Here is a 25,261-nt window from a genome sequence, read left to right on the forward strand (position 1 = left end):
GAAATTGCCACGGCAGACCGTCCCTGCAAACGGTTGTTTTTGGTTAACCGGTATCCGGAAGCCGCTCAATGCCTTGCGTGGAGACGCTGGCGAGGCCGTCACGCACACGAATGCCTGAGATCACGCGGTCGGGCGCAATTTCGGCCAGCGGCACCAGCACGAAGGCGCGCTCGAACAGGCGGGGATGCGGCAGCGTCAGGTCGGGCTTCTGCAAGCTGACGTCATCATAGGCGATCATGTCGAGATCGAGCGTGCGCGGGCCCCAGCGTCGCACCTTGGTTCGCACGCGGCCGAATTTCTGCTCGACTTTCTGCAGCACGAACAATAGCGCGTGCGGATCGAGACCGGTCTCGATCTCGATGCAGGCGTTGATGAAGGGATCCTGGTCCTCGTCGCCCCAGGGTGGGGTGGCATAGTCCGAGGAGCGTGCGATCAGCGTGCCTTGCGCCATGCCGCAGATATGGGCGATCGCCTTGCGGAACGTCGCGCGGACATCGCCGACATTGCCGCCGAGTGCGATCAGCACGCTCGCCATCTCAGGGATGCCGCGAGCGTGTCAGCACGATGCCGACATCGTCGAAGATTGCGGCGATCGGCGCATGCGGCTTGTGCACCGTGATCTTCACGGCGCGGACGCGCGGGAAGTTCGACAGGATGGCGTCGGCCACCGCGCCGGCCGCGCGCTCCAGCAGCTTGTAATTGGTGTTCTTGAACGCCGCCGTCGTCGTCGCCACGACATCGGCGTAGGACACCGTGTCTGCGAGCCGGTCGCTGCGCGACGGTTCGGACAGGTCGGTATAGAGTTCGAGATCGATGACGAAACGCTGGCCGACTTCGGTTTCGTGATCCATCACGCCGTGGCGGGCATGGATCGACAGGCCGGTGACGAAGATCGTATCGGTCATTGCTTGCTCTCGATTGCATGCGCCACCCGCAGGGCCTGCAGGGTTTCGCCGACATCATGGGTGCGGATGATCTTCGCGCCGCGCTGCGCGGCGATCAAATGGGCCGCGATCGAGCCGGCGAGCCGCTCCGATGGTTCCGACGGCGACACCGAGGCGATGAAGCGCTTGCGCGAGGCGCCGACCAGGATCGGCAGGCCGAACACGTCCAGCTCGCGCAGCCGCGCCAGAGCGGTCATGCTCTGCTCGGGCGTCTTGCCGAAGCCGATGCCGGGATCGAGCACGATCTTGTCGCGCACGATGCCCGCCTGCGCGGCGGTATCGAGCGAGTGCCGAAAGAACGCTTTCATGTCCGCGATGATGTCGATCGCGGGATCGACGCTGTCGCGGTTGTGCATGACGACGACGGGAACGCCTCTTGCGGCGATCAGCGGCGCCATGTCGGCATCGCGTTGCAGGCCCCAGACGTCGTTGGCGATCGCCGCGCCCTGGTCGAGCGCGAAGGCCACCACCTGCGCCTTCATGCTGTCGATCGAGACGGGCACGCCGAGCGCCACCACGTCGGCCAGCACCGGCTCAAGTCGTGCCAATTCGTCTTGCGCGGTGACCGGCCGGGCGCCCTTGTAGGGCCGGGTGGACTCGGCGCCGATATCGATGATGTCGACGCCATCGGCGATCATCGCCCGAGCCCGCTCCAGCGCCCGCGCGGGCGCGATGAACTCACCGCCATCGGAGAAGGAATCCGGGGTGATGTTGAGCACGCCCATCACCGCGGGAAGAGGCCGTTTCAGCAGCGTCCGCAGCGCATCAAGCCCGGCCGAGCCGGCCGGCGGGACGGAAGGGGAGAGCGAGGCGTTCATGCGGCCCGCTTTGCGCGGTCGGCGAGAGGGAGTCAAGACGGGATGGGCGGTGTCGGTGTCTGCGGGCGGCGTCGATATTGTGGCACTCTCGCGCATCACCCCAGTTGTCGCCCCGGCGAACGCCGGGACCCATAGCCCCAGGGAAAAGTTTGGCGAAGACTCGTAGTCCGGTACTCCACCGTCTACGATCGATAGATTCCGCGGTATGGGTCCCGGCGTTCGCCGGGACGACACCGAGAACGCCGCGCGAGAATCCGTTCGAGGGGACCGCCCTAATACGTGATCTTCGGCGGCAGCTTCTTGGCCTTGGCGATGATGTCGCCGACCGACTTCTCGGAAGGCAGGATGCGGACGAGCTTCTTCTTCTCGTTGGCTTCGCGCATGCTCTGGGCGAGCCTCGCCGGATTTCGATAGGCGAGCTCGCGCACGGTGGTGACGCCGGCGGCGCGGACCAGGCCGACCTTGGCCTTGCCCATGCCGGGAATGCGCATGTAGTCGGAGACGTTGGCCCATTCCAGCAGCGACTGCTCGCTGATGCCCGTCTTGGCGGAAAGCGCCTTGCGGCCCTTCACGGTCGAGGCCGCCTCGAGCAGCGCGTCGGTGGTGCGGATTCCTTGCGCCTTCAACTTGTTGGCTGCAAAGGTCGACAGGCCCTCAATCTCGGAGATTGGATATGTCATGACACTCGATGTGAAATGCGTGGCTTCAGGCGAATTGGCTGAGGCCTGGAGTCCCAGCGATGATCTTGCCCATCTGATCCGCTCCGATTTTGTCTCGCCCGTAGCGGAAAAGTTCACGGGCGACCTTTTGTATATCGGACATGCCAAGTCCCAGGCCCATCAGGCGCGTGCCGACCGCCATCAAGCCGCCACCCATCAGCCGCGACAGGCCACCGCCGCTCCTGGACGCCTCGATCGCAGCTTCCGCTCCAGGGATCTGGTCGATCAGGGCCTGCACGCTCTCGGAAGGACCCTCGCTGCGGAGGAAGCCCAGGATAATGCCGACGGTCTTTTCAGCGACAGCACCATCTATGCTGGCGCTTGCCGCCAGCCGTCCGATCAGCTCGTCCATAAGGCCCCTCAGCCGGTTTGCACGCCGGAGTATTGCTTTCGAAAATGATCTTGAGCCGGTGTGATGTGAAATTCAAGCGATGAACGCACGTGCGGTCGCGATTCATCCTCGAACGCGCGAAAAGTGTTGCAGCCGTGCAAGAGCCGAGATCGAATCGGCAAAAAATTGCCGCGCTGCGAATACCCCGTTCCTACTTTCGGCTGATGTTGCCCATTCGTGTCCGACAATGTCGCATGCTCGGGGCGCGTTGAACGGTTTTAATCGGTGTGCGACATGCGTTAAACTACGGAACTGGTGCATTTGAGTTTCAATACGCGAAACTCGGCAAAGAGATCAGAGAGAATAATGACCGCACAGGACAGCAAGCTCGGCGATACCGACGACAAGATTTTCGTCGGCAAGGGAAACGAGCAGGCATGGCTGACGCTGGCGCTCGCCAATCGCCACGGCCTCGTCACGGGCGCGACCGGAACCGGCAAGACCGTGTCGCTTCAAGTGATGGCGGAAGGATTTGCGCGCGCCGGTGTGCCGGTCTTTGCGGCGGACATCAAGGGCGACCTCTCCGGCATCTCCGAGCTGGGAGAGGCCAAGGACTTCATCCTCAAGCGCGCCACCGAAATGGGGCTGACATTCCAGCCCGATCAGTTCTCGACGGTGTTCTGGGATGTGTTCGGCGAGCAGGGCCACCCCGTGCGCGCGACTGTCACGGAAATGGGGCCGCTCCTGCTCGCGCGCATGCTCGATCTGAACGACGTGCAGGAAGGCGTGCTCAACGTCGCCTTCCGTGTTGCGGACGAGAGTCTTCTGCCATTGTTGGATATGAAGGATCTGCGGTCGCTGTTGGATGCGATCGTTCCCGCCAGCGGCAAGAAGGCAGCGGATGCCGAGGAAGATCCATTTGCCGAGATCCGCAAGGCCGCGCAGAGCTTCGGCAATGTCAGCAAGGCGACGGTTGGAACCATTCAACGCCAGCTCCTGGTGCTGGAAAACCAGGGCGGAACGAAATTCTTCGGTGAGCCGGCACTGGAGCTGAAGGATTTCATGAAGACCGATAGCGACGGTCGCGGCATCGTCAACATTCTGGTTGCCGACAAGCTGATGGAGAGCCCCAGGCTCTACGCTACCTTCCTGTTGTGGTTGCTGTCGGAGTTGTTTGAGGAACTGCCTGAAGCCGGCGATCTGCCGAAGCCAAAACTGGTGTTCTTTTTCGACGAGGCGCATCTGCTGTTCAACGATGCGCCGAAGGCACTGATGGACAAGATCGAGCAGGTGGTTCGGCTGATCCGTTCCAAGGGCGTCGGCGTCTATTTCGTCACGCAGAATCCGATCGACGTGCCAGACAAGGTGTTGGCCCAGTTGGGCGGTCGCGTGCAGCATGCGCTGCGCGCCTTCACGCCGCGCGACCAGAAGGCGGTCGCCGCTGCGGCGCAGACCTTTCGGCCCAACCCGAAGCTCGACACTGCCAAGGTGATCACGGAGCTCGGCAAGGGCGAGGCGCTGGTGTCCTTCCTCGAGGGCAACGGCACGCCGTCGATGGTGGAGCGGGTGATGATCCGGCCACCGTCGGCCCGCATCGGACCGATCACGCCGGACGAGCGCAAGGCGATCATGGCTGCAAGCCCGGTGAAGGGCAAATATGACACCGCCGTCGATTCCGAATCCGCCTACGAGATGCTCCAGAAGCGCATCGCCGACACGGCGGCCACGGCGGACAGTCCAGCGGGCGGAAGCGGCGGCGGCATCCTGGGCCAGATCGGCTCGATCGTCGGCACCATCTTCGGCACCAACGTCAAGCGAGGCCGTCTGTCGACCGGCCAGGTCATCGCGCGGGACGTGACGCGATCGGTCACCAATCAGGTGATCGGTGGGATGGCCGCCAATATCGGCAAGTCGGTCGGCGGTCAGCTCGGCGGCTCGATCGGCCGCACGCTGGTCCGCGGCGCGCTCGGTGGATTGCTGCGGCGGTAGGCAGAACGCCCGACGGGAAGGCAATTCGTCCGCCGAGCTCATCGACCTCTCCCCTGATCTGGTCCTGATGTGGGAGGGGCCGAACGTCGCACACATTCAGGTGAGGGGGGCTACTCCAAGCCTCTGCCGGTCTGCTACGTCCTGTTTCGTCGCCGCACCGGACTGCCCTCGCACCGTGACCCCGCCCGCCCCCTTAGCCAAGCCTGATGCGCCGAGACGTTTGTCGCTGCGTGCTCCGCTGGATCTGCTTTTTCTGTTCTGCTGCGTCCTCCTGACGGCTGACGTGCTCGTCCCCGAGATTTTCGGCCACGGCAAGACCAAGGATTACGTGCTCTGGTACTGGGCCGGACAGCAGGTCTTGCAGGATGGGCCGCTCTATCCTGCCACGGCCCGCGACTATTTCGACTTCATCTATCCACCGCTCCCCGCGATCCTGCTGGCGATCCCGACCTGGTTCGGCAAAATCCCGCTCTATGTCGTCCTGTCGATCTTGAATGCTCTGGCGTGGTGGTACACCGGGACGCTCTCCCACGTCATGGCCGGCTCGCACCGCAAGCCTGGCCGCTGGCTGGAAGCGCTGCCGGTCCTGGTCACCGTGGCCTTCGTGTTCGACATGTTCGATCTGGGCCAGCCGAATCTCGTCCTGCTCGCGATGGTGCTCTATGGCTTCTGGAGTCTGCGGCATCAGCGGGCGTGGCTCGCCGGCTTCTTGTTCGCGCTCGCCGCCGCCATCAAGGTGTTTCCGATCGCTGTGCTGCCCTATCTGCTCTGGCGGCGGAAGTGGGCCGCCCTCGTCAGCACGATCGCCTTCACCGGCATCCTGCTCTATGTCGTGCCGGCGCCGATCCGCGGTTTCGAGCGCAACGCGGCCGAGCTTTCGGTCTGGTATCAGGGCATGGTCGGGACGAGCTCGGAAAAGGGCTTTGGCCAGCGCGCGGAGCAGAACTGGTCGTGGGTCAACCAGTCCCTCATTGCCGTCACGCATCGCCTGGTCCGTCCGATCAACTACAATCAGGACGATCGCAACAAGCCGCCGCGGACGATGAACGTCATCGACGTCGATTACGGGACGGCGAACTGGATCGTGCTGGCGCTGTCGGCACTGCTCGGGCTCGGCTTCGTCGCGATCATGCCGCGGGAGGCGCAGCGGACCGAGCGCTCGGACGCCGAGGAGCTCGCCATCCTGTTTTGCCTGATGACGGTGGCCTCGCCGCTGGCGCGGCAATACTACTTCATGTGGCTGTTCTTCCCGATGACGGTGCTGATGCATCGCGCCGCCCTCGACGAGCGGGCGCATGTGCGGCTGGGAACCTGGCTCGCCTTGGCCGCCGCCGGCATCCTCATGCTGCTGTCGCTGCCGTGGTTTCCCAAGGTCATCCAGGCCTGTGGCAACAACCTCGCTGCGACGGCCGTCCTCGCAGGGTGCCTCGCCTGGCACATCCGGCATCCGCCAGTTGCGGCTGGCCCGAAGGCCGCTCCGGCGTTAAAAGCGCAGACACCTTGAGACCCCGCAATCAGGAACACCACAATGTCCAACACGCAGCTTCAATCCGTGCTCGACCACATCGACAAGGATTTCGACAACAGCCTGGAGCGCCTGTTCTCGTTGTTGCGGATCAAGTCGATCTCGGCCGATCCGGCCTTCGCGGATGATTGCAAGGCTGCGGCCGAGCATCTCGCCAAGGACATCGCCAGCTTCGGTGTCGCGACCGAGGTGAGGCCGACCGCGGGCCATCCAGCCGTCGTCGGCAGGACCGGAGCGGGCGGGCGGCCGCACGTGCTGTTCTACGGCCATTACGACGTGCAGCCGGTCGATCCGCTCGATCTCTGGCACCGTCCGCCGTTCGAGCCCGTTGTCGCGGATCATGCCGACGGCCGCAAGATCATCGTCGCGCGAGGCGCCGAGGACGACAAGGGGCAGGTGATGACCTTCGTCGAGGCCTGCCGCGCCTGGAAGAAGGTGACGGGCTCGCTGCCGGTCGACGTCACCTTCCTGATCGAAGGCGAGGAGGAGGTCGGCTCGAAGAATTTCGTGCCCTTCATCGAGGCCAACAAGAACGAGTTCAAGGCAGACTACGTGCTGGTCTGCGACACCGGCATGTGGGACAGCAACACGCCGGCGATCACGACCTCGCTGCGCGGTCTGCTCTATGAAGAGCTGAAGATCACCGCAGCCAACCGCGATTTGCATTCCGGCGTGTTCGGCGGCACCGCGATGAACCCGATCCGGGTGCTCACGAAAATTCTGGGCGGCCTGTTCGACGACGACAACCGCATCACCATCCCCGGCTTCTATGATGGCGTGAAGGATACGCCAAACGACATCCTGGAGCAGTGGAAGAAGCTCGAGTTCACGCCCGAGACCTTCCTCAAGCCGGTCGGGCTGTCGCTCCCGGCTGGCGAGAAGGGCAGGCTCCTGGTCGAGCAGGCCTCGACGCGTCCGACCTGCGACGTCAACGGCATCTGGGGCGGCTATATCGGCGAAGGCTCCAAGACCGTGATCCCGTCACATGCTTCGGCCAAGGTGTCGTTCCGCCTCGTGCAGGGCCAGGATCCCGCGAGAATCCGCAAGGCCTTCCGCGACTACGTATCGGCGCGCATTCCCGGCGACTGCAAGGTCGAGTTCGGCGACCATTCCGCCGCGCCCGCGGTCGCGCTCGACTGGACCATGAAGCCGCTCGCCGCCGCCAGCAAGGCCCTGGCCGAGGAGTGGGGCAAGGAGACCGTGCTGATGGGCTCGGGGGCCTCGATTCCAATCGTGGCCGACTTCAAGCGCACGTTGGGCCTCGACTCGCTGCTGGTGGGATTTGGCCTCGACGACGACAACATCCATTCACCGAACGAGAAATACGACCTGCGCAGCTTCCAGAAGGGCATCCGCTCCTGGGCCCGCATCCTCGCCGCGCTGGCGGAGGTGAAGTAGGCAGGGTGCGGTAGGGTGGATTAGCCGAAGGCGTAATCCACCGACTTCGTTCCGCATTCGCTGAAACAGGTGGATTACGCTTCGCTAATCCACCCTACGAAGCCCTGAAATAAAAACGCCGCCCGGGATTGGGCGGCGTTTCATTCCAAAAGGCGTAGAGGTTCGTTGGGCGCTACTCTACACCAGATCCAGAATATCTCAAGACCTGTAGCCGGGATTGACGCGGTCGAGCTTGCGCAGCAAGGGCGGCCACACGAGGTTGGTCGCGCGCAGCTCGGCGCGGTCGCGGTTCGACAGCAGCTCGGTGTTCTTGTCGATCGCGATATTGTCGATCGGATAGACCGCGGTGCCCAGCGCGCGCGTGCGCACCTGCATCGAGCAGGCGCGCTCGAGGTGATACATGCGCTCGAAGGCGGAGGCGACCGAGCGGCCGACCGTGAGCGTGCCGTGGTTGCGCAGGAGCATGTGGTTGTGGTCGCCGAGATCCTTCTGCAGACGCGGCCGCTCGTCGTGGTCGAGCGCAATGCCTTCATAGTCGTGATAGGCGAGGTCGTGGGTGACGAGCTGGGCAGTCTGGTTCAGTGGCAACAGCCCTTCGGCACTGCTCGACACCGCGGTGCCGTCGAGCGTGTGGAGATGCAGCACGCAGATCGCGTCCTCGCGCACCTCGTGGATCGCCGAATGGATTGTGAAGCCGGCCGGGTTGATGCTGTATTCGCTCTCGGAGAGCTGGTTGCCGTGGAGGTCGACCTTGACGAGGCTCGAGGCCGTGATTTCCTCGAACATCAGTCCGTAGGGGTTGATGAGGAAGTGATGGTCGGGACCGGGCACGCGCGCCGAGATGTGGGTGTCGACCAGATCGTCCCAGCCGTACAGCGCGACGAGGCGATAGCAGGCGGCGAGATTGACCCGTTGCTGCCACTCCGCCTCCGTCATGTTCGACGGCACTTCCCTGAGGCGCGCTTCCGCTGGCGACATGGCTGGTCTCTCCGAAACATCGTTGTTGCGGGGAGGGAGCGTAGTCGTGGCGGTGGCCGGCCGCAAGGCGCGTCGGGAGCGCGGCAGTTCAGCGTAGCCCGCATGAGCGAAAGCGACATGCGGGGTTGCCCGTAAGCCCCGGACGTCGCTGGCGCTCATCCAGGCCGCGACTGCGTTCTTCTTGTGCAGCCCAGAGACCGGGGAAAGAATTTACGGCGCCGGGATCGACAGCAGGCTGGAGATGCCGCGGCCGCGGATGTCGTAGACGCGGGCGAACACCACGTCGTCGCGCTTGATCTCGACCATGACGGGCGCGGTGAGGCCCTTGCAGTAGAACTCGCCGAGCGTCATGGCGAAATCGGCCGCGTTGGAATCCCAGCCGATGGTAAAGTCGGGCCCGAGCGCGACCTGGGCCGGGCGTTGTGGACCGCAGACCGCGACCTTCCATTTGCGGTTGCTGGGCGGCACTTCCTGGCGCTCGACGAGCTGCTCGCGCAATTCGTCTGAGGCCTGCTTCAAGGCGAGGCCCCAATAGTCCAGCATGAAGCGGTCGTCGGCGCCGCGAACGGTCCCGGCGATGTGGTTGAAATGCGTGTATTGGTAGGGGTGCAGCCGGATCATCTCGGCGAGCGACAGCGCGAGCCCGAAGCAGAAGGTGGCGAGCACGACCGGCTGCCAGGTGCGGTGATTGGCGCGCAGGCGCTCCATGGCCCAGGCGAACGCGACGCCGCCGAGCACCGCCATCGGCGGGATCACGAAGACGAAATGACGGATGCCGTTGTACAACGCCGGGCGCTTCACCATCGCGATCACGAGCGGCAGGGTCGCAGCCAGCGTCAGCATCAAGAGGATGGTCTTGCGGCGCGCCGGAACCCCGCGTCGCGGCAGCATGGCGAAGGTGCTGAACACGGCGCCGGCGGTCAGCACCAGCATCACCTCCGGTAGCTGCAGTGCGAACAGCGTCGGCAGATAGGACCAGGGCATGTCGGGCACCGACACGATCGCGCCGTCGAACATCTCCTTCCACGGCTTCTCGAAGAAATGCGAGAAGTAGGTCAGCGCGTCGAAGGGATTGCCGGGCTCCATGATCGACCACGGCCAGATCAGGCCCATCACGAGGTAGCCGAGCACGAGGCCGGGCAGCAGCACATAGACGACATGGGCAAAGCGGCGGACCGACTCGCGCAAACCTTCGTTGCGCAAATCCTCCAGGAGGAGCGGTATGAAGCCGAGCACGGCGTAGACGAGTGCCAGCCCGCCGAGAATGCGACAGCCCAGCGAAAGGCCGGCACCCAGGCCGACGATGAGGACCGTGCGCGGCGACGGCCGCGGATATTCCTCGGCGAGACGGACGAGGCCGAGCATCAGGATGATCATGGCCACCGCGAAGGGCGCATCCTTCGGGTTCATGAACATGTGGCCGTAGAAGATCGGGCAGAGCGCGAGCAGCAGGAGCGAGGCAAGACCCGCAAGAGGTCCGCCGACGCGGCGGCCGAGCCGCCACGTCACCGCAAGGCCGATCACGCCGACGATGGCGCCGACCAGGCGGCGCGTCTCGAACAGTTCGAGCGGGATGAACTTGTGCAGGAGGGCCGCGACCATGTCGAAGCCGCCGCCATACATGTAGAGATTGGCGAAGGAGAGCGCCGCGGTGTCCTTGAAGCCGGAACCGAACATGCGCAGCAGCAGGTCGGCGTATTCAGCGTGGGTGTAGTCGTCCCAGCCGAGCCCGTAATCGCGGAACGTCAAGCCTGCGATGACGGCGACCGCAGCCAGCACCAGCATGGCGAGATCGTCGCAAGTCCGCTCAACCGAGCGCCGCAGGGGCGTGTCGATCACCGAAGTCGTGATGGATGTCATAGCGGTCGGTGCCCCGGGATCCCCTCTTGGCCCTGCCGGTGCGCGCGGGCCTGCTCCCCGGACTCCCTATAGCGCAGTTCCATTACCAAGTAATTGGGCATTATGGCTAAAATCCTGATGCGACGCAGCAATTCCCGTTCTTCGGAGGACCCTGAGCAGTACCGAGCCGGAGCTGAAGGGAATGTGAATAAGTCCCTGATTTCCTTCCCTTTAGGAACACCGCCTACAATTGGCCGTTGGCGTGGAACATCGTATGACGGTATCGTGGCGTAGCGGTTGTCGCGTGTGGATGCGCGGCCGGGGGTGAGTTCGATGAGCTTGGCATTGTTGATCGTGGGGATTTGCGCCGTCCTGGCGGGTCTCCTTGCGATCATTTTCGGCCTGACGATCAGGGAATTCAGCCTCGGAGGAACTCTCATAATCTCCGGCGCCATCGGCGTCTGCTCCGGAATGTTACTGGTCGGCCTGTATCTCGTGCTGCTTGAGCTCAAGGGTATAGCTCGCCGGCTGGCCGCTGCGATCGCTCCGTCCGAGGTTCGGGTCAGGCCCGTGCTGCCGGGCCTCGCCGTATCAGGCACGATCGCGCCCGAGCCGGCGCCGCCGCCACCGCCCGCAGGCCCGCGGCCGTGGCAGAGCGAAGCTGCCGCGCGCGAGCGTCCGCGGGTCGAGGGACCGCAGGAGGCCGAAGCTCCTGCGCCGCCACCCGCCCCGGAAGCGCCGCGCCGGCGCAACCTGCTGTTCACCTCGACCTCGCGCAAGGAGCGCGAGCGCGCGGAGAAGGCCACCGAAGGCGCGGCGTCGCAGCCGCCTGCGGAGGAGCCCGGTGAGGCGCCGGACCATCCGCCCGCGAGCTTTGACGTTGCCTGGCCGAAGCCGGATCGTATGCGCCCGCAGGAGCCGCCGGCTCCTCCCCCGCGCCGTCCGCCGCCGCGCTCCCCCTCGACCTTTGCGGAGGCCGCCCCACCGCCTGCACCCGAACCGCCGCCACCCGTCGAGCCGGCACCCGTGACCGTGCTCAAATCCGGCGTCGTCGACGGCATGGCCTATTCGCTCTATTCCGACGGCTCGATCGAGGCGCAGATGCCGGAAGGTATGATGCGCTTTGCCTCGATCGACGAGCTCCGCGCCCATCTCGACCAGCGCGGTTGAGGCTGCCGCGCATAAGTAGAGCAGCGCCGTTCATCGGTAATCAGCGCATCGTCGTCCGTTGTGTTATTTCAGCCGAACGTGTTGTTGACATGGAATACTCTGGCGTCGTCAATCCCGTGAGACGCAAGGTGGAGGGGAGGGCGGCCGATGTCGGACGCGGGGGCCAGGAATTTCATCGAGCTGACGGCAAGCATCGTGTCGGCCTATCTCAGCAACAATCCGACGCCGGCGGCTGAGATTCCGAACCTGATCAGCCAGGTGCATGGCGCTCTGGTACGGGTGTCGTCGGGCCGCACCGAGACGGCACCGCTCGAGCCCGCAAAGCCGGCCGTGTCGTTGAAGAAGTCGATCGCGCCCGATTATCTGGTCTGTCTGGAAGACGGCAAGCGCTTCAAGTCGCTGAAGCGCCATTTGCGCACGCAGTACAACATGACGCCGGAGCAATACCGGGAGAAGTGGGGCTTGCCGGCCGACTATCCCATGGTCGCCCCGAACTATGCGGTGGCACGCTCGCAGCTGGCCAAGCAGATGGGCCTCGGACAGCAGCAGCGGAAGCGGAAGTAATTTCCTACGACGCCGCCGCGAGCGCCGCTTTTGCGTCGGTCTTGATGCGCTCGACCATCGAGCGCAGGCCATTGGAGCGCTGCGGCGTCAGATGATCGCGAAAGCCGAACTCGTTGAACACGGCGATCGCGTCGGTATCGAGGATCTCCCGCGGCGTGCGGCCCGAATAGAGCGCGAGCACGATCGCGACCAGCCCGCGCACGATATGTGCGTCGCTGTCGCCGCGATATCTCAGGATCGGTTCGCCATTGCCGCGGTCGACCAGCTTCTGGAGCCAGACCTGGCTGACGCACCCCTGCACCTTGTTGGCGGCGGAGTGTTCCGCCTCCGGCATCGGTTCCAGGGTGCGGCCGAGCTCGATGACATACCGGTAGCGGTCGTCCCAGTCGTCCAGAAGCTCGAAATTGTCCCTGATTTCGTCGATCGTCGTCATGCTGGCCCATGTTCGCGTTCAGGCCAATATAAGGTCGCGAAGCCGTGAAATCGATAGGGTTTGGCCGCTAATTCGAGATCTGAGGTCCGCGCCATTCGAGCGCAAGGTCGTCCTGGGTCAGGGTGTCGCGCGGCGCCTCGCTCGCGGCGCTGTCGCCTTCGCCGGCCATCGCGATCGAGCCGGTATGGTCGGGCGCCTTCTTGTCGGTCTTGTCGGTCTTCTCGTTCTTGTCCTTGTCGTTGGTGATCTGCTCTTTCTTGTCGTTGATGATCTGGTAGAGCTTCTTGGCGCCGTCCTGGGCCCGCTGGCCGATGATGGTCGCGGCCTGTCCGCCGACCTCGCAGGCGGCCGGCTGGCGCTTGCAGAAATGGGTCATGTCGGAGACGGCCGCAGTCGCAGCCTGCACCGCGTCGGCAGCGCCGATCTGCGGCAGCTTCTCCGATTCGGGCGTCTTGTCCCGCGGCAGGAGCACCAGCACCAGCCCGAGCCAGAATGTGATGCGAAGCAGAAAGCGCATCTTGCGACCTGTCCGTTAGATTCCGCCCGCGGCGATCTCCGCGGAAGTCGGACCTAGCAACTCTCGATAAATCGCAAGTGATTGCCTTGAGCTTAATTCGCGGAAAATTTGCGCAGGATTCTTCGAAGCCGACGGTGTCGTAAATTTTCGATTGACGCCCGCGCTCGTGATTCCGCCGGCTGCCCGCATCCACCAATTCGAAACCATGCGGAAGAAGGTGAAACCCTGTGTTCACCATCCCGACCGAAGACGTCGCCAAATCGTCTAAAAAGCTTCGCGATCGCGCGGTGTCCGGCCACACGCGGCGTCGCCTTAGCACTCGTTTAAGGTCGCTCTGACACGGTGGCTCAACGACAAGGAGGCGTTCCGGCGCGTCTTCCAAGAGACGATTGAGCCGAAGCGCGAGACCCGTGACAGTTTTGAGTATCATCCGCGATTGTCTCGATGCGCTGCTGCATCCCTCCGCGCGTTACGATGCGCTGATGCGAGCGCGCCATCGTGCCTTCATGGCGCCGCGGCTGCTCGGCAGCCTGGCCGCCTTCGCCGCATTTCCGGTTTATCTCGCCATGCGCGGTGCGCCGAGCGCGGTCGAGGTCGCGGCCTTTGCCTGGCTGATCGCGCCCATCATGCTGGCCTGGTTCCTGTCGCGCACCGGACGCTACGAAGGCGCGCATGTGCTGTCGTCGCTGGCGCTCGCCGGCCTGATCATGGCGGTCGCGGTCACGACGGGCGGCATCCAATCATTCGCCGCGGTTTGGCTGGTCGTGGTTCCCCTCGAAGCTGCGCTGTCGGCCTCGCGCCGCGTCGCGGCCTTTGCCTCGCTGCTCGCGCTGTCCTGCGCCGGGATGCTGATCCTGATCAGCCAGCTCGGTTGGCTGCCGGTGGAGGAGCCGAGCGCGGCCGAGCGCGGCGTGCTGATGGCCCTCGGCGTTGCGTCTGCGACTCTCTATGCAGCAGGCTTGGCCTTCGGCGCAGAATCGCTGGCGCGCACCAGCGTCGCGCTCCTGTCGCGCGAGGAGGAGCGTTACCGCCTGCTCGCGCGCAACATGAGCGACGTCATTTCGCGGCATCAGCGCAACGGGGCGGTGCAGTTCATCTCGCCGGCCGTGGAGGCCATGCTCGGCGTGCAAGTGGCGCAACTGATCGGCCACGGCCTGTTCGACCGCGTCCATGTCGCCGATCGGCCGGCCTATCTCACCGCTCTGTCGGATGCGGCGCGCGGCGACGTCGCAAGCGTCGAGTTCCGGCTGCGGCGGGAGCCCGTTGGTTCCGAGCGCGGTGAGGTCGATTTCATCTGGGTCGAGATGCGCTGCCGCCCGCTCGATCTGGATCTCGGCCGCCAGGATGCCGATCGTGACTCCACCCGCGAAGCCGAAGTGGTCGCGGTGATGCGCGACGTCACCGACCGCAAGCTCTTCGAGCAGGCGCTGGATCAGGCGCGCAGCGCCGCCGAGGCGGCCGACGCCGCCAAGACCCGCTTCCTCGCCACCATGAGCCACGAGCTGCGCACGCCGCTCAACGCCATCATCGGCTTCTCCGAGATGATCGCGCAGGAGCAGAGTCTGATGCTGGGGGCGGCCCAGCGCAAGGAATACGCCCAGCTCATCAACGATTCCGGCCAGCATCTGCTGTCGGTCGTCAACGGCATCCTGGACATGTCGAAGATGGAGTCGGGCAATTTCGAGATTGCGTCCGAGCCGTTCGCACCGCGCGCCTCGCTGCTCCATTGCTGCAATCTGCTGGCGCTGAAGGCGCGGGAGAACGGCATCGACCTGATCACCGACGCGCCGCAGGACCTGCCCGTCATGACCGGCGATCCCAGGGCCTTCAAGCAGATCGTGCTCAACCTCGTCGCCAATGCCATCAAGTTCACCGAGCGCAGCGGCCAGGTCTCCGTATCAGCCGCGGTGTCGGGTTCGCAGCTGACGCTGCGCGTCAGCGACACCGGCGTCGGCATCGCGCCCGACGACCTCAAGCGCATCGGCGCGCCGTTCTTCCAGGCCGGCAGGACCTATCAGCGCCGTCACGAAGGCACCGGTCTCGGACTTTCGATCGTCAAGAGTCTCGTGGCGTTGCATCTCGGCGAATTGACGGTACAAAGCAGGTTGGGAGAGGGCACCGCCGTCACCGTCAAGCTGCCGCTCGTCTACACGCCGCCGCAAGTCAGGCCGGCCGAGGGCAAGATCGCGACGCTGACGCCGGTGCTGCGCCAGGACCTTCACGACCAAACTCACGACCAGTCTCAGGACCAACCCGCTCTGGTGAAGAAAAGTGCCTAAGAAGTCTGCCAAGGACGAAGCCGCTCCGCGCCGCCGTGGCGCCAAGGCCGCGGTCGTCGATGTCGAGACGGAGCGCAACCTCGTGCTGCGCGTGCTGCTGCACAGCCCCAAGGATACGCTGGCCGGCCTCGTCGCCGCCGCCGCGATCAGTGCGATCGTTGCCAATGCGCTGTTCCTCCAGACCGGCCGGCATCCCGCGCCGATGTTCGGCACGGTGATCAATCTTCCCGCGCCGTCGTCCGTGCCGCTGGCGAACCCGTTGCCGCGTCCGCGCCCCGTCGGCGCCGATAGCTCGCCGCTCGAGCCGCGTGCGACAGAGTTCCGCGTCGAGCCCAAACCTGCCGAGCGTGCCGTCGAGAAGGCGCCCGAAAAGCCCGTCGAGGCGACCGCCTCGACGCGCGCGAACGATCCGATGACGAACCTGGTCAAGGCGACGGCCTCGCCGCCGTCCTCGGCCCTGCGTCCGCCGGCGCCGATTCCGGTGCAAAGCCCGGCCGCGCGGCGTATCGCCGGCGTGCAGCGCGCGCTGTCCGAATATGGCTACGGCAATCTGAAGATCACGGGCACGATGGGCGGCGAGACCCAGTCCGCGATCCAGAAGTTCGAGCGCGAGCACAAGATGCCGGTCACCGGGCAGGTGTCCGATCGGCTGCTGCGCGAGCTCGGCGCTGCGATCGGCCATCCCGTCGAGTAGCCGCACCGCCTGTCATTGACGCCGATCAATTCCGCATATCGCGCGTCCGCACATCAGCTCGGCGTCCGCGGGCGCGGAATTTGCTGGGGATCAATGACGGCCGGCGGATTCGGGGAACATGATCGCTCATCCTCATCAGGGAAGAGCGAGGTCGTCATGTTCAAGGTTTCGATTCTGGTCTGGATCATGCTGGGAACCACGTTGGCTGGAATCAGTCTGATCGTGGTGCTGATGGTGCCGAGCCTTGCGGCGGATGCCATCAAGAACATTCCCTACGCCGTGGCCGTTGGATTCGCGCTCGCGATGCCGCTGTCATATTTCGTCGCGACCCAGATTCGCGGCGGCCAGGAGAGCACGCGCAAGGCGTGAGATGGACGAAGTGAGGCTGGCGTGAGACCTCGCGCTGGCCTATCGTCGAATTCATGCGTTTGAAATCCAACATTTGGGTGGCGGCTTACTTGCGTCGCTGCCAGACCGAGGGCGTGTTCGGCGCCGTGCGACGCCGCGGCGCCGAGGAGGCGGGCGCGGTGTTCGTCAAGGTGTCGCTGCTCGACGGCAATGCGATGCTGTACGCGCCGGCGCCGCAGACCGTCTATGACGATGGCCGGCCGATCGATCGCTTCTTCGTGCCCGTCTCGCCGCAGCCTCTGCCGGAGCACACGGTCGAGGAGCGGCTGACCAAGGAGATCCGCTTCGATTCCGACGCCTGGATCGTCGAGACCGAAGACCGTGCCGGACGGCATTTTCTGGAATTGGCGAAGACGTAACTGCTGCCCTGTCGTGTCCCGGACAAGCGGCAACGTGTCAGCGTTGCCGTGCAGAGCCGGGACTCGGAAAGCGGCATGAATGGACGCGGTGAATGGGCCCCGGCTCTGCAGCGCACCGCCGAAAGAGGCGCTACGCTGCGTCCGGGGCACAAAGGGAAAGGTGTCTCTCGCTGCATTGGCAATGACGAGCTTGGGGCGCTCGCGCGTTTCACGCCCGGCGTCAGCGCCTGAGTGCGAGCAGTCAGCGGTCCGACGAACCCGTGCCCTTGCGCACCGTCGGGCTGGAGCCGGGCTGCGCGCCCGGCCGCGCCTGGCCCGCGCCCGCACGCGCGCGCTGGCGTTCGCCGTCATGCAGCGCTGCCTGGTACTTTGCGCGCGTAACGGCGAGCGTCGAGCCGCGCCAGGCCGCCAGCATCACCAGCGCCGAGCGCTCGGCGAGGCGGTCGTAGAGCCGCGACAGCCGGTACACGGCATTCACCGACGTGCCGATCTCCGGCTTGAAGAACAGCAGGATGCGCTGGAAGACGGGGCTCGGCATGTCGAGTGCGCGCGCGGCGACCGCGAGCGCCTCGCCGCTGGTATCGTCGACGATCTGGGCTGCAACGCGCGAGGGCAGGATCAGGCTGTCGCCGAGCTCGAAGGTGAAGTTCTCGACGTCGCCCGCGATCGCCGCCATTTCCAGGATTTGGATCGCGCGCTTGGCGCGCACGGTCGGGATGCGGGGTGCGGCCTTCAGCGGGGTCTGTGCCAGATTGTGCAGGATCAGCGCGCGCTCGGAGGCGCCGGCGCGGAAGAACATGTCGTGGATTTCGGCCGCCTCCTTCGGCTGCATCGCCATGTCGGCGGTCATGCGCTGCTCGGGCTCGGTCGGCGCGCGCGCCGGAGAGGGAGGTAATGGAACCCTGCGGCCTTCCTGCGTCGCGACCAGCCCGAGCTTCTGCAGGACCGGGACGGGCGTGTGCGGATAGACCGCGAGCCGCGCCTTGACGGCCGCGCGCGTCGCATCGTCGACCTGGTCGATCAGCCGCGTGGCGAGCTCGACGAACTGCCGCTGCTCGTCCTCGCTGTGGGTGCCGGTCTGGACATACAGGTCGGTCAGCACGCGCAGCAGCGTCGGACGGACGTCGACACCTTCGCGACGGGACAGGTTCATCAGCCCGTCGAATCCGGGAAACAGCGACTTGGTCATGGAGGCGTACGCAACTCGGAAGAGATACTTGCGAGCGAGCCTAGCGCAGGTTCTTTTAAAGCCTCGTTAAGGAAAACGAGGCGTGAAGCCGGCCCTGCAATTCGAGGCGTTGTCGTGCCGCAACGGGACGGCGCGGCGCGCCCGTGCGGTTACGGTCCAAGGGCGCGCGTTTACATCCCGTTAACCATGAACTGATCTTAATGATCGCCACGTTGCAGAGGCGCGTTCGGTCGCACGGCAATTGAGAGAGCTGACATGGGGACCATCATCGAATTTCCGGCCGGTCGCCGGGTGGGCTCGTCGGGGGATGTCGCTCCGCGCGCGGACATGGGAACGGTCGTGATCCTTCCCGTGATCCGGATCGAGCGTGAGGCGGACGAAACCAGCGGCGATCGCGGGCCGGAGCAGGGCGCAGCGCCGGGGCGCCGTCGTCGCCGCCGCTGACATCCGGCTTCACGCAATGCCGGAATCCATCCGACAGATCCGGCCCCTCCTCTCGGCCGTCGTGCTCGCCCTGCTTGGCGCGGGGCTGTGCGCCTGCAGCGGCGGCGATTTCGGCCGCACCCGCGCCGACATGCGCAGCGACGACATGCATCGCTGGCTGGGCGCGGAGGTCACCTCCAGCGTCGGCCTGAAGCCCTCGCAATTCCAGCTCACCGACGAGGAGCGCCAGCTTCGCGACCTCGCCTATCCCATGATCGAGCCGCCGCTGTCGCGGCCGGCCTGGAAGAGCGTGTTCGGCGACTACAAGGCGCTGCCCTCGCCCTGGCGGCAGAAGGTCGTGTTCGACCGCACCATGTACGGACGCACGCTGATCGACGAGCCGCACCGCTCGCATTCCTCGCGCTATGCGCAGCTGATCGAGGACGTCCGCAACGACATCACGCGGTTCGAGCCGTTCTTCGCCAGCGCGATCCGCGTCATCGATCTCGACAGAAAGCGCGATGCCAGCATGGCACGCGTCTCCGCGCTCTCGCCAAGGGAGAGGGACGATGCGGTCGCGCGCATGCAGGAGAACTCGCTGATCATCCAGTGGGTGCAGCAGTGCCTGGAGCAGCGCATCTCGTCCTACCGTTGGGCTCTGGAACGTCTGGTGATCCAGGCTCCCGACGGCATGGCCGCCGATGCCGACCGCCTGATCGGCGAGCTCGCCGCCCAGACCGCCAATCCCCCGGTCGCGGCACAGCCGCCCTACGGCCGGGCGGTCGTCTCGAAGGGCTGACCATACAACCCGCTGCCGGCCGAGCGCAGCCCTCTCGCCCTTGCGGCCAAGTCAGCGAAGCTAGCCTGAAGCCGCCGCCACCTCATGCCGGCCGCAGCCGCCTGGCCCGTTGAGGCATCCGGGAACCGCCTTGATTGCCCTTGTCCTTCCGTACGGTCCGGATAGGATGGTCCCGTTTCATCAAGTTATTTTTTCAAAGGTTGTTCGAGATGCGCTTGGACGCCATTGGTCCATTTAAGAGCCGTCTGGACCTTGCCCCACGCCAACTGCTGACCCTTGCCCTTCTGCTAGGGTCAACCGGCTCTGCAACCGCGCTGACCAAGGAAGCGGCGCTCGAGAATTGCCGGATGACGGTCGGCAGGCCGATCGTGCAGGCCTGCATGCGCGCAGGTGGAGGGCCGGCCGGCGGTGCCAATCTCGAAGCTTGCCGCGCCAAGGCCTCGCCCCAGGTCAGGGCCTGCGTGATGGCGGCACTGAATGCCGCCAATGGCCGTGCCAATGTTGCAGTCGAGCTTCCCAAGGAAATGGCACCCAAGCTGGAGGCAGGCACCGCGCTCCCGAAGGATTTCGTCGCGCCGCCCCGCAGCATCGCCGACATCACGGCGATCCTCGACGGCGACAAGCCCGACGAGAAGACGATCGCGAAATTGAAGTCGGACGCCGAAGCCGCACCGACCGGCAAGCAATCCCGTCAGGATCTCGCCGAGCTTTATTTCGATCGCGCCAACGCGCGCGCGCAGCTCGGCCGGCTCGCCGAGGCGATGTCCGACGCCGACAAGGCCGTGGAAGTCGGGCGCGGCGCCGTCAGTCCGAATTTGCTGGCGCGGATGTTGCAGCTTCAGTCGCTGCAGCACGCTCTGGCGGGGGATCCGAAGCGCGCGCTCGAGATCATGCAAAGGCTTCTGCGCGAAGCGGCCAGTATGCCGGGCGCCAAGGGATGGCAGTTCAACACCAACCGCGCGGTCGCGGCCGTTCTCATCCAGATGGGCGACGTCGCGCAGGCTGAAGCCTATCTGCGCCGCAGCCAGACCGCGATCCAGGAGGCCCGGACCAGCGGCCATCCCAATTGGCGATCGGCTTATTCCAGGTTCGGCCAGAGCTGGGAAGGCGAGCTGGAGCTGGCTCGCGCCCTGATTTTCGAGGCGCGCGGACAGTTTGCCGACGCCGAGACCGCGTATCGCAATGCGGAGGTGCGCAAGCGCGCAAGCACGAAGGCGATCATGGAGTCGGACAACGCGCCGGCGGAAACACTCCTGCAGCAGGCGATCGACGGCACCGTGTTGAACCAGGCGCGGATGAAGGCGAAGCAGGGCAGGCTCGCCGAGGCCGAGGCGGACGCGCGCCGCGCGCTGCTCTCGCGCCTGAAGGACACCGGCAAGTACAATCCCGTCACGCCGCGTTTCGTGATGGGGCTGGCGGGCATTCTGGTCGATCAGGGCCGTTACGAGGAGGCCGAGAAGCTCGGGCGTGTGGCGCTCGAGATCAACAAGAGCGTGGGCGTGCCGGAGGACTCGCAGACGACGGTACAATTGCTGTCGCAGCTCGCCGGCATTCTGACGCTTCGGCGCCACAACGCCGAAGCGAACGAGATGTTTGCGAGGATCGACAAGGCCGTGGCCGGCTGGGATCCGCAGCGCCGTCAGGTGTTCGAACTCAATCCGTCCCGGATCCTCTCGCTTTATGGCTCCGGTCAGTTGGACGCAGGCATCGCCGCGGCCGAGCAGCTCGTGAAGAAGCAGGTCGCCCGGGTCGGCGAGAATCATTTCGATTCCGCCTCGGCGCGCGGCACGCTGGCGGTCGGACTGATGCGCGCACGCCGCGATGCGGAAGCTATCCGGGAGTTCAAGGCTGCCATCCCGGTCATGGTGGCGAGCGCCGGAGAAAACGCCGACGATGAGAACACGACGGTGGTGGCCGCGCGCAGCCAGCGGCTGCAGACCATCGTGGAGAGCTATCTGCTGCTGCTTGCCAGGGCCGTAGGAACCGGCAAGGAGGTCGGCGAAGAGACGTTCGGCCTCGCTGATGCTGTCCGCGGCCGTTCGGTGCAGCAGGCGCTGGCGGCTTCGAGCGCGCGTGCGGCGGCAAAGGACCCTGCGCTTGCCGAGCTCGTGCGCAAGGAGCAGGACCTGACCAAGCAGGTCAACGCCCAGCTCGGCACGCTCAACAACGTGCTCGCGCTTCCCGCGGCGGAACGGGACGAGAAGGGCGTTGCACAAATCCAGGCTTCGATTGGCGCCTTGCGCGGGCAGCGCGACAAGGCGCGCCAGGAGATCAAGCAGAAGTTTCCGATTTACGCCGATCTCGTTTCGCCCAGGCCGCCGAGCGTCGCCGAGATCCGCGCCACGCTGGCCGACGATGAGGCCATGCTGTCGTTCTATTTCGGCCAGAACGGCAGTTTCGTCTGGGCCGTGCCGAAGTCCGGGCCGGTGGCATTCGCCGCCGTCCAGGCCAGGATCGGCGACATCGAGACGAAGATCCGCAAGCTGCGCGAAGCGCTCGAGCCGCAAGCTGCGATGATCTCTGACATTCCGCCCTTCGACCTCAAGCTCGGCCACGAGCTCTACGAACTGCTGCTCAAGCCGGTCGAGAGCGGCTGGAAGCCGGCCAGGAACGTGATCGTCGTGACCAACGGCGCGCTGGGATTGTTGCCGCTGTCCTTGTTGCCGACGGCGCCGGCGGAAGTCTCTGCCGACGAGGACCCGCTCTTCATCGGTTATCGCAATGTGCCGTGGCTGGCGCGAACCCATGCCGTGTCGACGGTGCCTTCGGCGGCGGCGCTGCGCACGCTGCGGCAATTGCCGCCGGGCAAGCCCGGCCGCGGCGACCTCGTGGCCTTTGGCGATCCCTATTTCAACAGCGAGCAGCAGGCCGAGGCGGAAGGCGGAGGGGAGAAGATTCAGGTCGCCGACGCCGGCGGCAACATCACCCGCGGCGGCCCGCTGAAGCGGCGCAACAGTCCCAAGCTGGAAGGCGTCGACAGCGCCGAGCTCGGTCTCCTGCCCCGCCTGCCCGACACCGCCGACGAGTTGAAATCGATCGCGCTGGCCTTGCAGGCGGACCCCTCCAAGGTGCTGTTTCTCGGCAAGAGCGCAACCGAGAGCGCGGTGAAGACCATGAATCTGTCCGGCTTCAGGATCCTGGCCTTTGCGACCCATGGACTGGTCCCGGGCGAGCTGAACGGGCTGACGCAGCCGGCGCTCGCTTTGTCGTCACCGGCGGTGACGGGTGAGGGTGGCGACGGCCTCCTGACCATGGAGGAGATCCTGGGCCTCAAGCTGGATGCGGACTGGGTCATCCTGTCGGCCTGTAACACCGGCGCCGGTGCCGGAGCAGGGGCGGAGGCGGCATCCGGGCTTGGGCGCGCGTTTTTCTACGCCGGAACGCGCGCGCTGCTGGTGACGAACTGGTCGGTCCACTCACAGTCGGCGCGGCAATTGGTGACCGACCTGTTCAAGCGGCAGGCCGACGATCCCAAGCTGTCGCGCAGCGAAGCGCTGCGGCAGGCGGCGATGGCCCTCGTCGATGGTCCTGGCTATCTCAACAGCGAAGGCAAGACCGAGTTTGCCTATGCGCATCCGCTGTTCTGGGCGCCCTACACCATCATCGGCGATGGCGGCTTGCGTTGACGAACGGGGAAGGGGGCAGGGAAATGAAGCGGAGAGTCTTGCTGGGCCTCGTGGCTGCAGGTTTGTCGTTCTCGACACCGTCGCGCGCCACGCTGTTGATCTCGGAGGAGGAAGCGAAATTGCCGCCGCCGAAGGGCGCGGTTGCCGTCGATCAGCGCGGCATCCTGCGCGGTCCCAAGGTCGAGTTCGTCTCGCCGGGCGGCTCGGCGAGCTCACCTCTCCGGCTGGTGTTGAAATTTCAATCCTATGGCGGGGCCAAGATCGATCCGGAGTCGGTCAAGGTGATCTTCCTCCGGACGCCGAACGTCGACCTGACCCCCAGGGTCAAGCCCTTCGTGCAGGCCGACGGCATCAACATGCAGGATGCGGAGCTGCCGCCCGGCGAATACACGGTGCGCGTCGATATCAAGGACAGTGATGGCCGGCCGGGTACGGCAATGTTCACCCTCAAGGTGGCGCCCAAGTGACGTGCCCCTACTGCCGGTCCGATAGTGCAGAGGGCGCGCTGGTTTGCGCCTCGTGCGGGCGCGACATCGCCGTTCCCGCCACGCTGATTGCCGAGCGCGACGATCTCCTGCGCAAGCGCGAGGAGCTGCGCGATGAACTGCGGCGGGCCAGAGACGAGGTCGAAGCCATCATGAGGCGGAGAAAGTCGCGCTAGCGATGGAATGTCCGTTCTGCTCCGAGACGATCAAGGACGAAGCCATCGCGTGCAAGCATTGTTCGCGAGACTTGCGCGCCGTACGGCCGACGCTGCTCGAGATTGACGAGATCGTCGCCGAGCTGGACAAGCTCAGGCGCGATCTCGATCGCGTCAATGTCCGCCTTGAGCGCTACAACAACCCGCTGCGCTATTATGGAACGCATGCGGTGCTCTACGTCCTCATTCCGTCCCTGCTGCTGGTGATCGCGCATGTGCTCGTGACCATCACCTTCAACGTGTCGCCGATCCCGCTTCGGATTGCATCGATCGTCATCCCGCTCCTGTTCGGATTCGTGGCCTATCCGCTGCACCGGGTCTCCGCCCTGACGGCATTCGTGCTGGCGTTCCTGGCCGCAGGCGTCAGCATCCTCGCGATGCTGACGGTCACCGGCCTGCACGATGATGTCCCGATCCTGCCGACGATCTGGATCGAGTGGCGCGAGGTTTTCGAATATGGCGCCAGCATCCTGCTCGCTTTCGTCTCCGGAAACATTCTCAGCGTCGTGATCTTCCAGGTCTTGCCGCGTGTGCTGACCCAGGGCGGCAAGCCGAATGCGTTCGCCTTCCGCGTGGCGCGACTGCTCGGGCAGCACGTCGGCGAAGAGCAGCTGCGCCGCCGCGCCCGCCTGATCCAGGACCTCATGCAGACCGCGGGGCCGCTGGCCGGCGTTGCCGTGACAGGCATCGGCTCGATCTACGCGGGGTTGAAGGGCTTCTTGCTCGGATAGGGGGAAAAGGGGCCCCAGCTCGCGGCGGTATTTGGGGGGCATTGAGCTGGGGCCATTCGGGGTCGCCCTTGGGGAAGGGCAACGGGAAAACTCGGCAATTGCAGAGATGTTCCAGAACGTCGTTCCGCCCAGCGAACGCACATGCGCCTTCTGTGGCCTGAGAATCATGGGCACGGCACCTGCCCAAGGTGAAGGACTTATGACCGATTCGTTCCGCGAACTCACAGATTAGGTGCACCGCAAGGTGTTTCGCGAGAGTCGCCACAATTTGTCTAACGCTCCACGAGACGGTCCGTCTGCGCGAGCTGCTGGTCCAGGATTGAACGGCTCCATCCCTTGAAAGACGCTCGGGAGCATCTAGATAACATCCACAAACCATCCAGGGGGATGGTATACGGATGTTTCGATATGGCCGGTAACATACATGAGCTGCGACCCAAAGCCCCCGACACCGAGAAGATCACGATCAACCTTGGCTATGTCGACCTCGGTCATGTCGATCTTATGGTTCAGGAAGGGTTCTATTCGAACAGGACCGATTTCATCCGGACAGCAATCCGGAACCAGCTCGAGCGTCACGTAGAAGTCGTCAGACAGTCCACGGCCCGGAAGAACCTGGACCTCGGGCTGCGCAACTACACTCGCAAGGATCTCGAAGCGGCACGGAGCGCCGGCGAGATGCTGCAGATCAATGTTTTGGGCCTAGCCACCATCGCCGAGGACGTCACTCCCGAGTTGGCTCGCGCCACGATCGCGTCGGTCTCGGTGCTGGGGGCCCTACACGCCACTCCCGCGGTCAAGGCCGCTCTCGCCGACAGAACGAGGTGA

General features: G+C 65.1%; 26 protein-coding genes. 16 read left to right on the top strand and 10 right to left on the bottom strand.

All coding sequences use genetic code 11. The annotated features are described in order from the left end of the window. Window positions 1-43: 43 nt before the first annotated feature. From folK to ABIA42_RS07470, 5 genes are all read right to left on the bottom strand, one after another. Window positions 44-535 (bottom strand): 2-amino-4-hydroxy-6-hydroxymethyldihydropteridine diphosphokinase, encoded by a 492-nt coding sequence (folK, locus tag ABIA42_RS07450; RefSeq protein ID WP_370114540.1) that lies wholly within the window; start codon window positions 533-535, stop codon window positions 44-46. A 1-nt stretch (window position 536) separates the two neighbouring features. Continuing rightward, a complete protein-coding gene (gene folB, locus ABIA42_RS07455; protein ID WP_194388473.1) occupies window positions 537-905 on the bottom strand; it encodes a dihydroneopterin aldolase in 369 nt (122 codons plus the stop codon). Then, window positions 902-1,762: a dihydropteroate synthase gene (gene folP / locus ABIA42_RS07460; protein WP_370114538.1), complete on the bottom strand. Its 861-nt coding sequence runs from the start codon at window positions 1,760-1,762 to the stop codon at window positions 902-904. Before folP ends, folB begins: the two co-directional genes overlap by 4 nt. 272 nt (window positions 1,763-2,034) lie before the next feature. Continuing rightward, window positions 2,035-2,442: a DUF4332 domain-containing protein gene (locus ABIA42_RS07465; protein ID WP_028176685.1), complete on the bottom strand. Its 408-nt coding sequence runs from the start codon at window positions 2,440-2,442 to the stop codon at window positions 2,035-2,037. A gap of 25 nt (window positions 2,443-2,467) precedes the next feature. Further along, the gene (locus ABIA42_RS07470) at window positions 2,468-2,833 is read right to left on the bottom strand and encodes a DUF2267 domain-containing protein (protein WP_271528557.1); all 366 of its coding nucleotides are present in this window, start codon (window positions 2,831-2,833) and stop codon (window positions 2,468-2,470) included. 345 nt (window positions 2,834-3,178) lie between these two features. On the opposite strand from ABIA42_RS07470, the gene ABIA42_RS07475 reads away from it, so the two are divergent. From ABIA42_RS07475 to ABIA42_RS07485, 3 genes are all read left to right on the top strand, one after another. Next, window positions 3,179-4,801 (top strand): helicase HerA-like domain-containing protein, encoded by a 1,623-nt coding sequence (locus tag ABIA42_RS07475; protein ID WP_271528556.1) that lies wholly within the window; start codon window positions 3,179-3,181, stop codon window positions 4,799-4,801. Window positions 4,802-5,021: 220 nt separating this feature from the next. Continuing rightward, on the top strand, window positions 5,022-6,305 hold the full coding sequence (locus ABIA42_RS07480; protein ID WP_370114536.1) for a glycosyltransferase family 87 protein: 1,284 nt from the start codon (window positions 5,022-5,024) through the stop codon (window positions 6,303-6,305). A gap of 24 nt (window positions 6,306-6,329) precedes the next feature. Continuing rightward, entirely contained in the window at window positions 6,330-7,724 is a 1,395-nt protein-coding gene (locus ABIA42_RS07485; protein WP_370114534.1) for a M20/M25/M40 family metallo-hydrolase, read from the top strand. Window positions 7,725-7,922: 198 nt separating this feature from the next. Here ABIA42_RS07485 and ABIA42_RS07490 read toward each other — a convergent pair whose 3' ends face one another. Both ABIA42_RS07490 and ABIA42_RS07495 read right to left on the bottom strand, forming a co-directional pair. Further along, a complete protein-coding gene (locus ABIA42_RS07490) occupies window positions 7,923-8,702 on the bottom strand; it encodes a class II aldolase/adducin family protein (protein WP_370114532.1) in 780 nt (259 codons plus the stop codon). Window positions 8,703-8,912: 210 nt separating this feature from the next. After that, the gene (locus tag ABIA42_RS07495; RefSeq protein WP_271528553.1) at window positions 8,913-10,562 is read right to left on the bottom strand and encodes a glycosyltransferase family 39 protein; all 1,650 of its coding nucleotides are present in this window, start codon (window positions 10,560-10,562) and stop codon (window positions 8,913-8,915) included. A gap of 312 nt (window positions 10,563-10,874) precedes the next feature. Here ABIA42_RS07495 and ABIA42_RS07500 point away from each other — a divergent pair, with 312 nt between their 5' ends. Together ABIA42_RS07500 and ABIA42_RS07505 are read left to right on the top strand one after the other, a co-directional pair. Beyond that, the gene (locus ABIA42_RS07500; protein ID WP_271528552.1) at window positions 10,875-11,711 is read left to right on the top strand and encodes a DUF308 domain-containing protein; all 837 of its coding nucleotides are present in this window, start codon (window positions 10,875-10,877) and stop codon (window positions 11,709-11,711) included. A 147-nt stretch (window positions 11,712-11,858) separates the two neighbouring features. Beyond that, on the top strand, window positions 11,859-12,275 hold the full coding sequence (locus ABIA42_RS07505; protein WP_271528551.1) for a MucR family transcriptional regulator: 417 nt from the start codon (window positions 11,859-11,861) through the stop codon (window positions 12,273-12,275). Between the two features lie 4 nt (window positions 12,276-12,279). Here ABIA42_RS07505 and ABIA42_RS07510 read toward each other — a convergent pair whose 3' ends face one another. Both ABIA42_RS07510 and ABIA42_RS07515 read right to left on the bottom strand, forming a co-directional pair. Further along, complete coding sequence (locus ABIA42_RS07510; protein WP_370114529.1) at window positions 12,280-12,708, bottom strand: SufE family protein; 429 nt, start codon at window positions 12,706-12,708, stop codon at window positions 12,280-12,282. 67 nt (window positions 12,709-12,775) lie between these two features. Beyond that, window positions 12,776-13,225 carry a DUF5330 domain-containing protein gene (locus tag ABIA42_RS07515; RefSeq protein WP_370114527.1) on the bottom strand — a complete coding sequence of 150 codons (450 nt, stop codon included), beginning with the start codon at window positions 13,223-13,225 and terminating at the stop codon, window positions 12,776-12,778. A gap of 410 nt (window positions 13,226-13,635) precedes the next feature. On the opposite strand from ABIA42_RS07515, the gene ABIA42_RS07520 reads away from it, so the two are divergent. The 4 genes from ABIA42_RS07520 to ABIA42_RS07535 all read left to right on the top strand — a co-directional run bounded on the left by ABIA42_RS07520 (window position 13,636) and on the right by ABIA42_RS07535 (window position 16,965). Beyond that, entirely contained in the window at window positions 13,636-15,504 is a 1,869-nt protein-coding gene (locus tag ABIA42_RS07520; RefSeq protein ID WP_370114525.1) for a PAS domain-containing sensor histidine kinase, read from the top strand. After that, on the top strand, window positions 15,497-16,198 hold the full coding sequence (locus ABIA42_RS07525; protein ID WP_370114523.1) for a peptidoglycan-binding protein: 702 nt from the start codon (window positions 15,497-15,499) through the stop codon (window positions 16,196-16,198). Before ABIA42_RS07520 ends, ABIA42_RS07525 begins: the two co-directional genes overlap by 8 nt. 156 nt (window positions 16,199-16,354) lie before the next feature. Continuing rightward, window positions 16,355-16,567 (top strand): hypothetical protein, encoded by a 213-nt coding sequence (locus ABIA42_RS07530; RefSeq protein ID WP_061878015.1) that lies wholly within the window; start codon window positions 16,355-16,357, stop codon window positions 16,565-16,567. Window positions 16,568-16,620: 53 nt separating this feature from the next. Next, window positions 16,621-16,965, top strand: a complete 345-nt coding sequence (locus ABIA42_RS07535; protein ID WP_370114520.1) for a DUF1491 family protein — start codon at window positions 16,621-16,623, stop codon at window positions 16,963-16,965. A gap of 241 nt (window positions 16,966-17,206) precedes the next feature. Here the strand turns inward: ABIA42_RS07535 and ABIA42_RS07540 are convergent, their stop codons facing one another. Beyond that, window positions 17,207-18,154, bottom strand: a complete 948-nt coding sequence (locus tag ABIA42_RS07540) for a DUF2336 domain-containing protein (protein WP_370114518.1) — start codon at window positions 18,152-18,154, stop codon at window positions 17,207-17,209. Window positions 18,155-18,409: 255 nt separating this feature from the next. Between ABIA42_RS07540 and ABIA42_RS07545 the strand changes: the two genes are divergently transcribed. The 7 genes from ABIA42_RS07545 (at window position 18,410) to ABIA42_RS07575 (ending at window position 25,261) form a co-directional block, all read left to right on the top strand. Beyond that, window positions 18,410-18,598: a hypothetical protein gene (locus tag ABIA42_RS07545; protein WP_131874317.1), complete on the top strand. Its 189-nt coding sequence runs from the start codon at window positions 18,410-18,412 to the stop codon at window positions 18,596-18,598. Between the two features lie 16 nt (window positions 18,599-18,614). Further along, a complete protein-coding gene (locus tag ABIA42_RS07550) occupies window positions 18,615-19,376 on the top strand; it encodes a hypothetical protein (protein WP_370114516.1) in 762 nt (253 codons plus the stop codon). Between the two features lie 347 nt (window positions 19,377-19,723). Beyond that, window positions 19,724-23,002: a CHAT domain-containing protein gene (locus ABIA42_RS07555; RefSeq protein ID WP_370114514.1), complete on the top strand. Its 3,279-nt coding sequence runs from the start codon at window positions 19,724-19,726 to the stop codon at window positions 23,000-23,002. Between the two features lie 23 nt (window positions 23,003-23,025). Next, window positions 23,026-23,469: a hypothetical protein gene (locus ABIA42_RS07560; RefSeq protein ID WP_271528540.1), complete on the top strand. Its 444-nt coding sequence runs from the start codon at window positions 23,026-23,028 to the stop codon at window positions 23,467-23,469. Beyond that, the gene (locus ABIA42_RS07565; RefSeq protein ID WP_271528539.1) at window positions 23,466-23,663 is read left to right on the top strand and encodes a hypothetical protein; all 198 of its coding nucleotides are present in this window, start codon (window positions 23,466-23,468) and stop codon (window positions 23,661-23,663) included. The genes ABIA42_RS07560 and ABIA42_RS07565 overlap by 4 nt, the downstream gene beginning before the upstream one ends. Before the next feature lie 2 nt (window positions 23,664-23,665). Continuing rightward, complete coding sequence (locus tag ABIA42_RS07570; RefSeq protein ID WP_370114512.1) at window positions 23,666-24,433, top strand: hypothetical protein; 768 nt, start codon at window positions 23,666-23,668, stop codon at window positions 24,431-24,433. A 408-nt stretch (window positions 24,434-24,841) separates the two neighbouring features. After that, complete coding sequence (locus tag ABIA42_RS07575; protein WP_271528537.1) at window positions 24,842-25,261, top strand: CopG family transcriptional regulator; 420 nt, start codon at window positions 24,842-24,844, stop codon at window positions 25,259-25,261.

The organism is Bradyrhizobium sp. USDA 327 (assembly GCF_041262065.1).
Classification (GTDB): domain Bacteria; phylum Pseudomonadota; class Alphaproteobacteria; order Rhizobiales; family Xanthobacteraceae; genus Bradyrhizobium; species Bradyrhizobium liaoningense.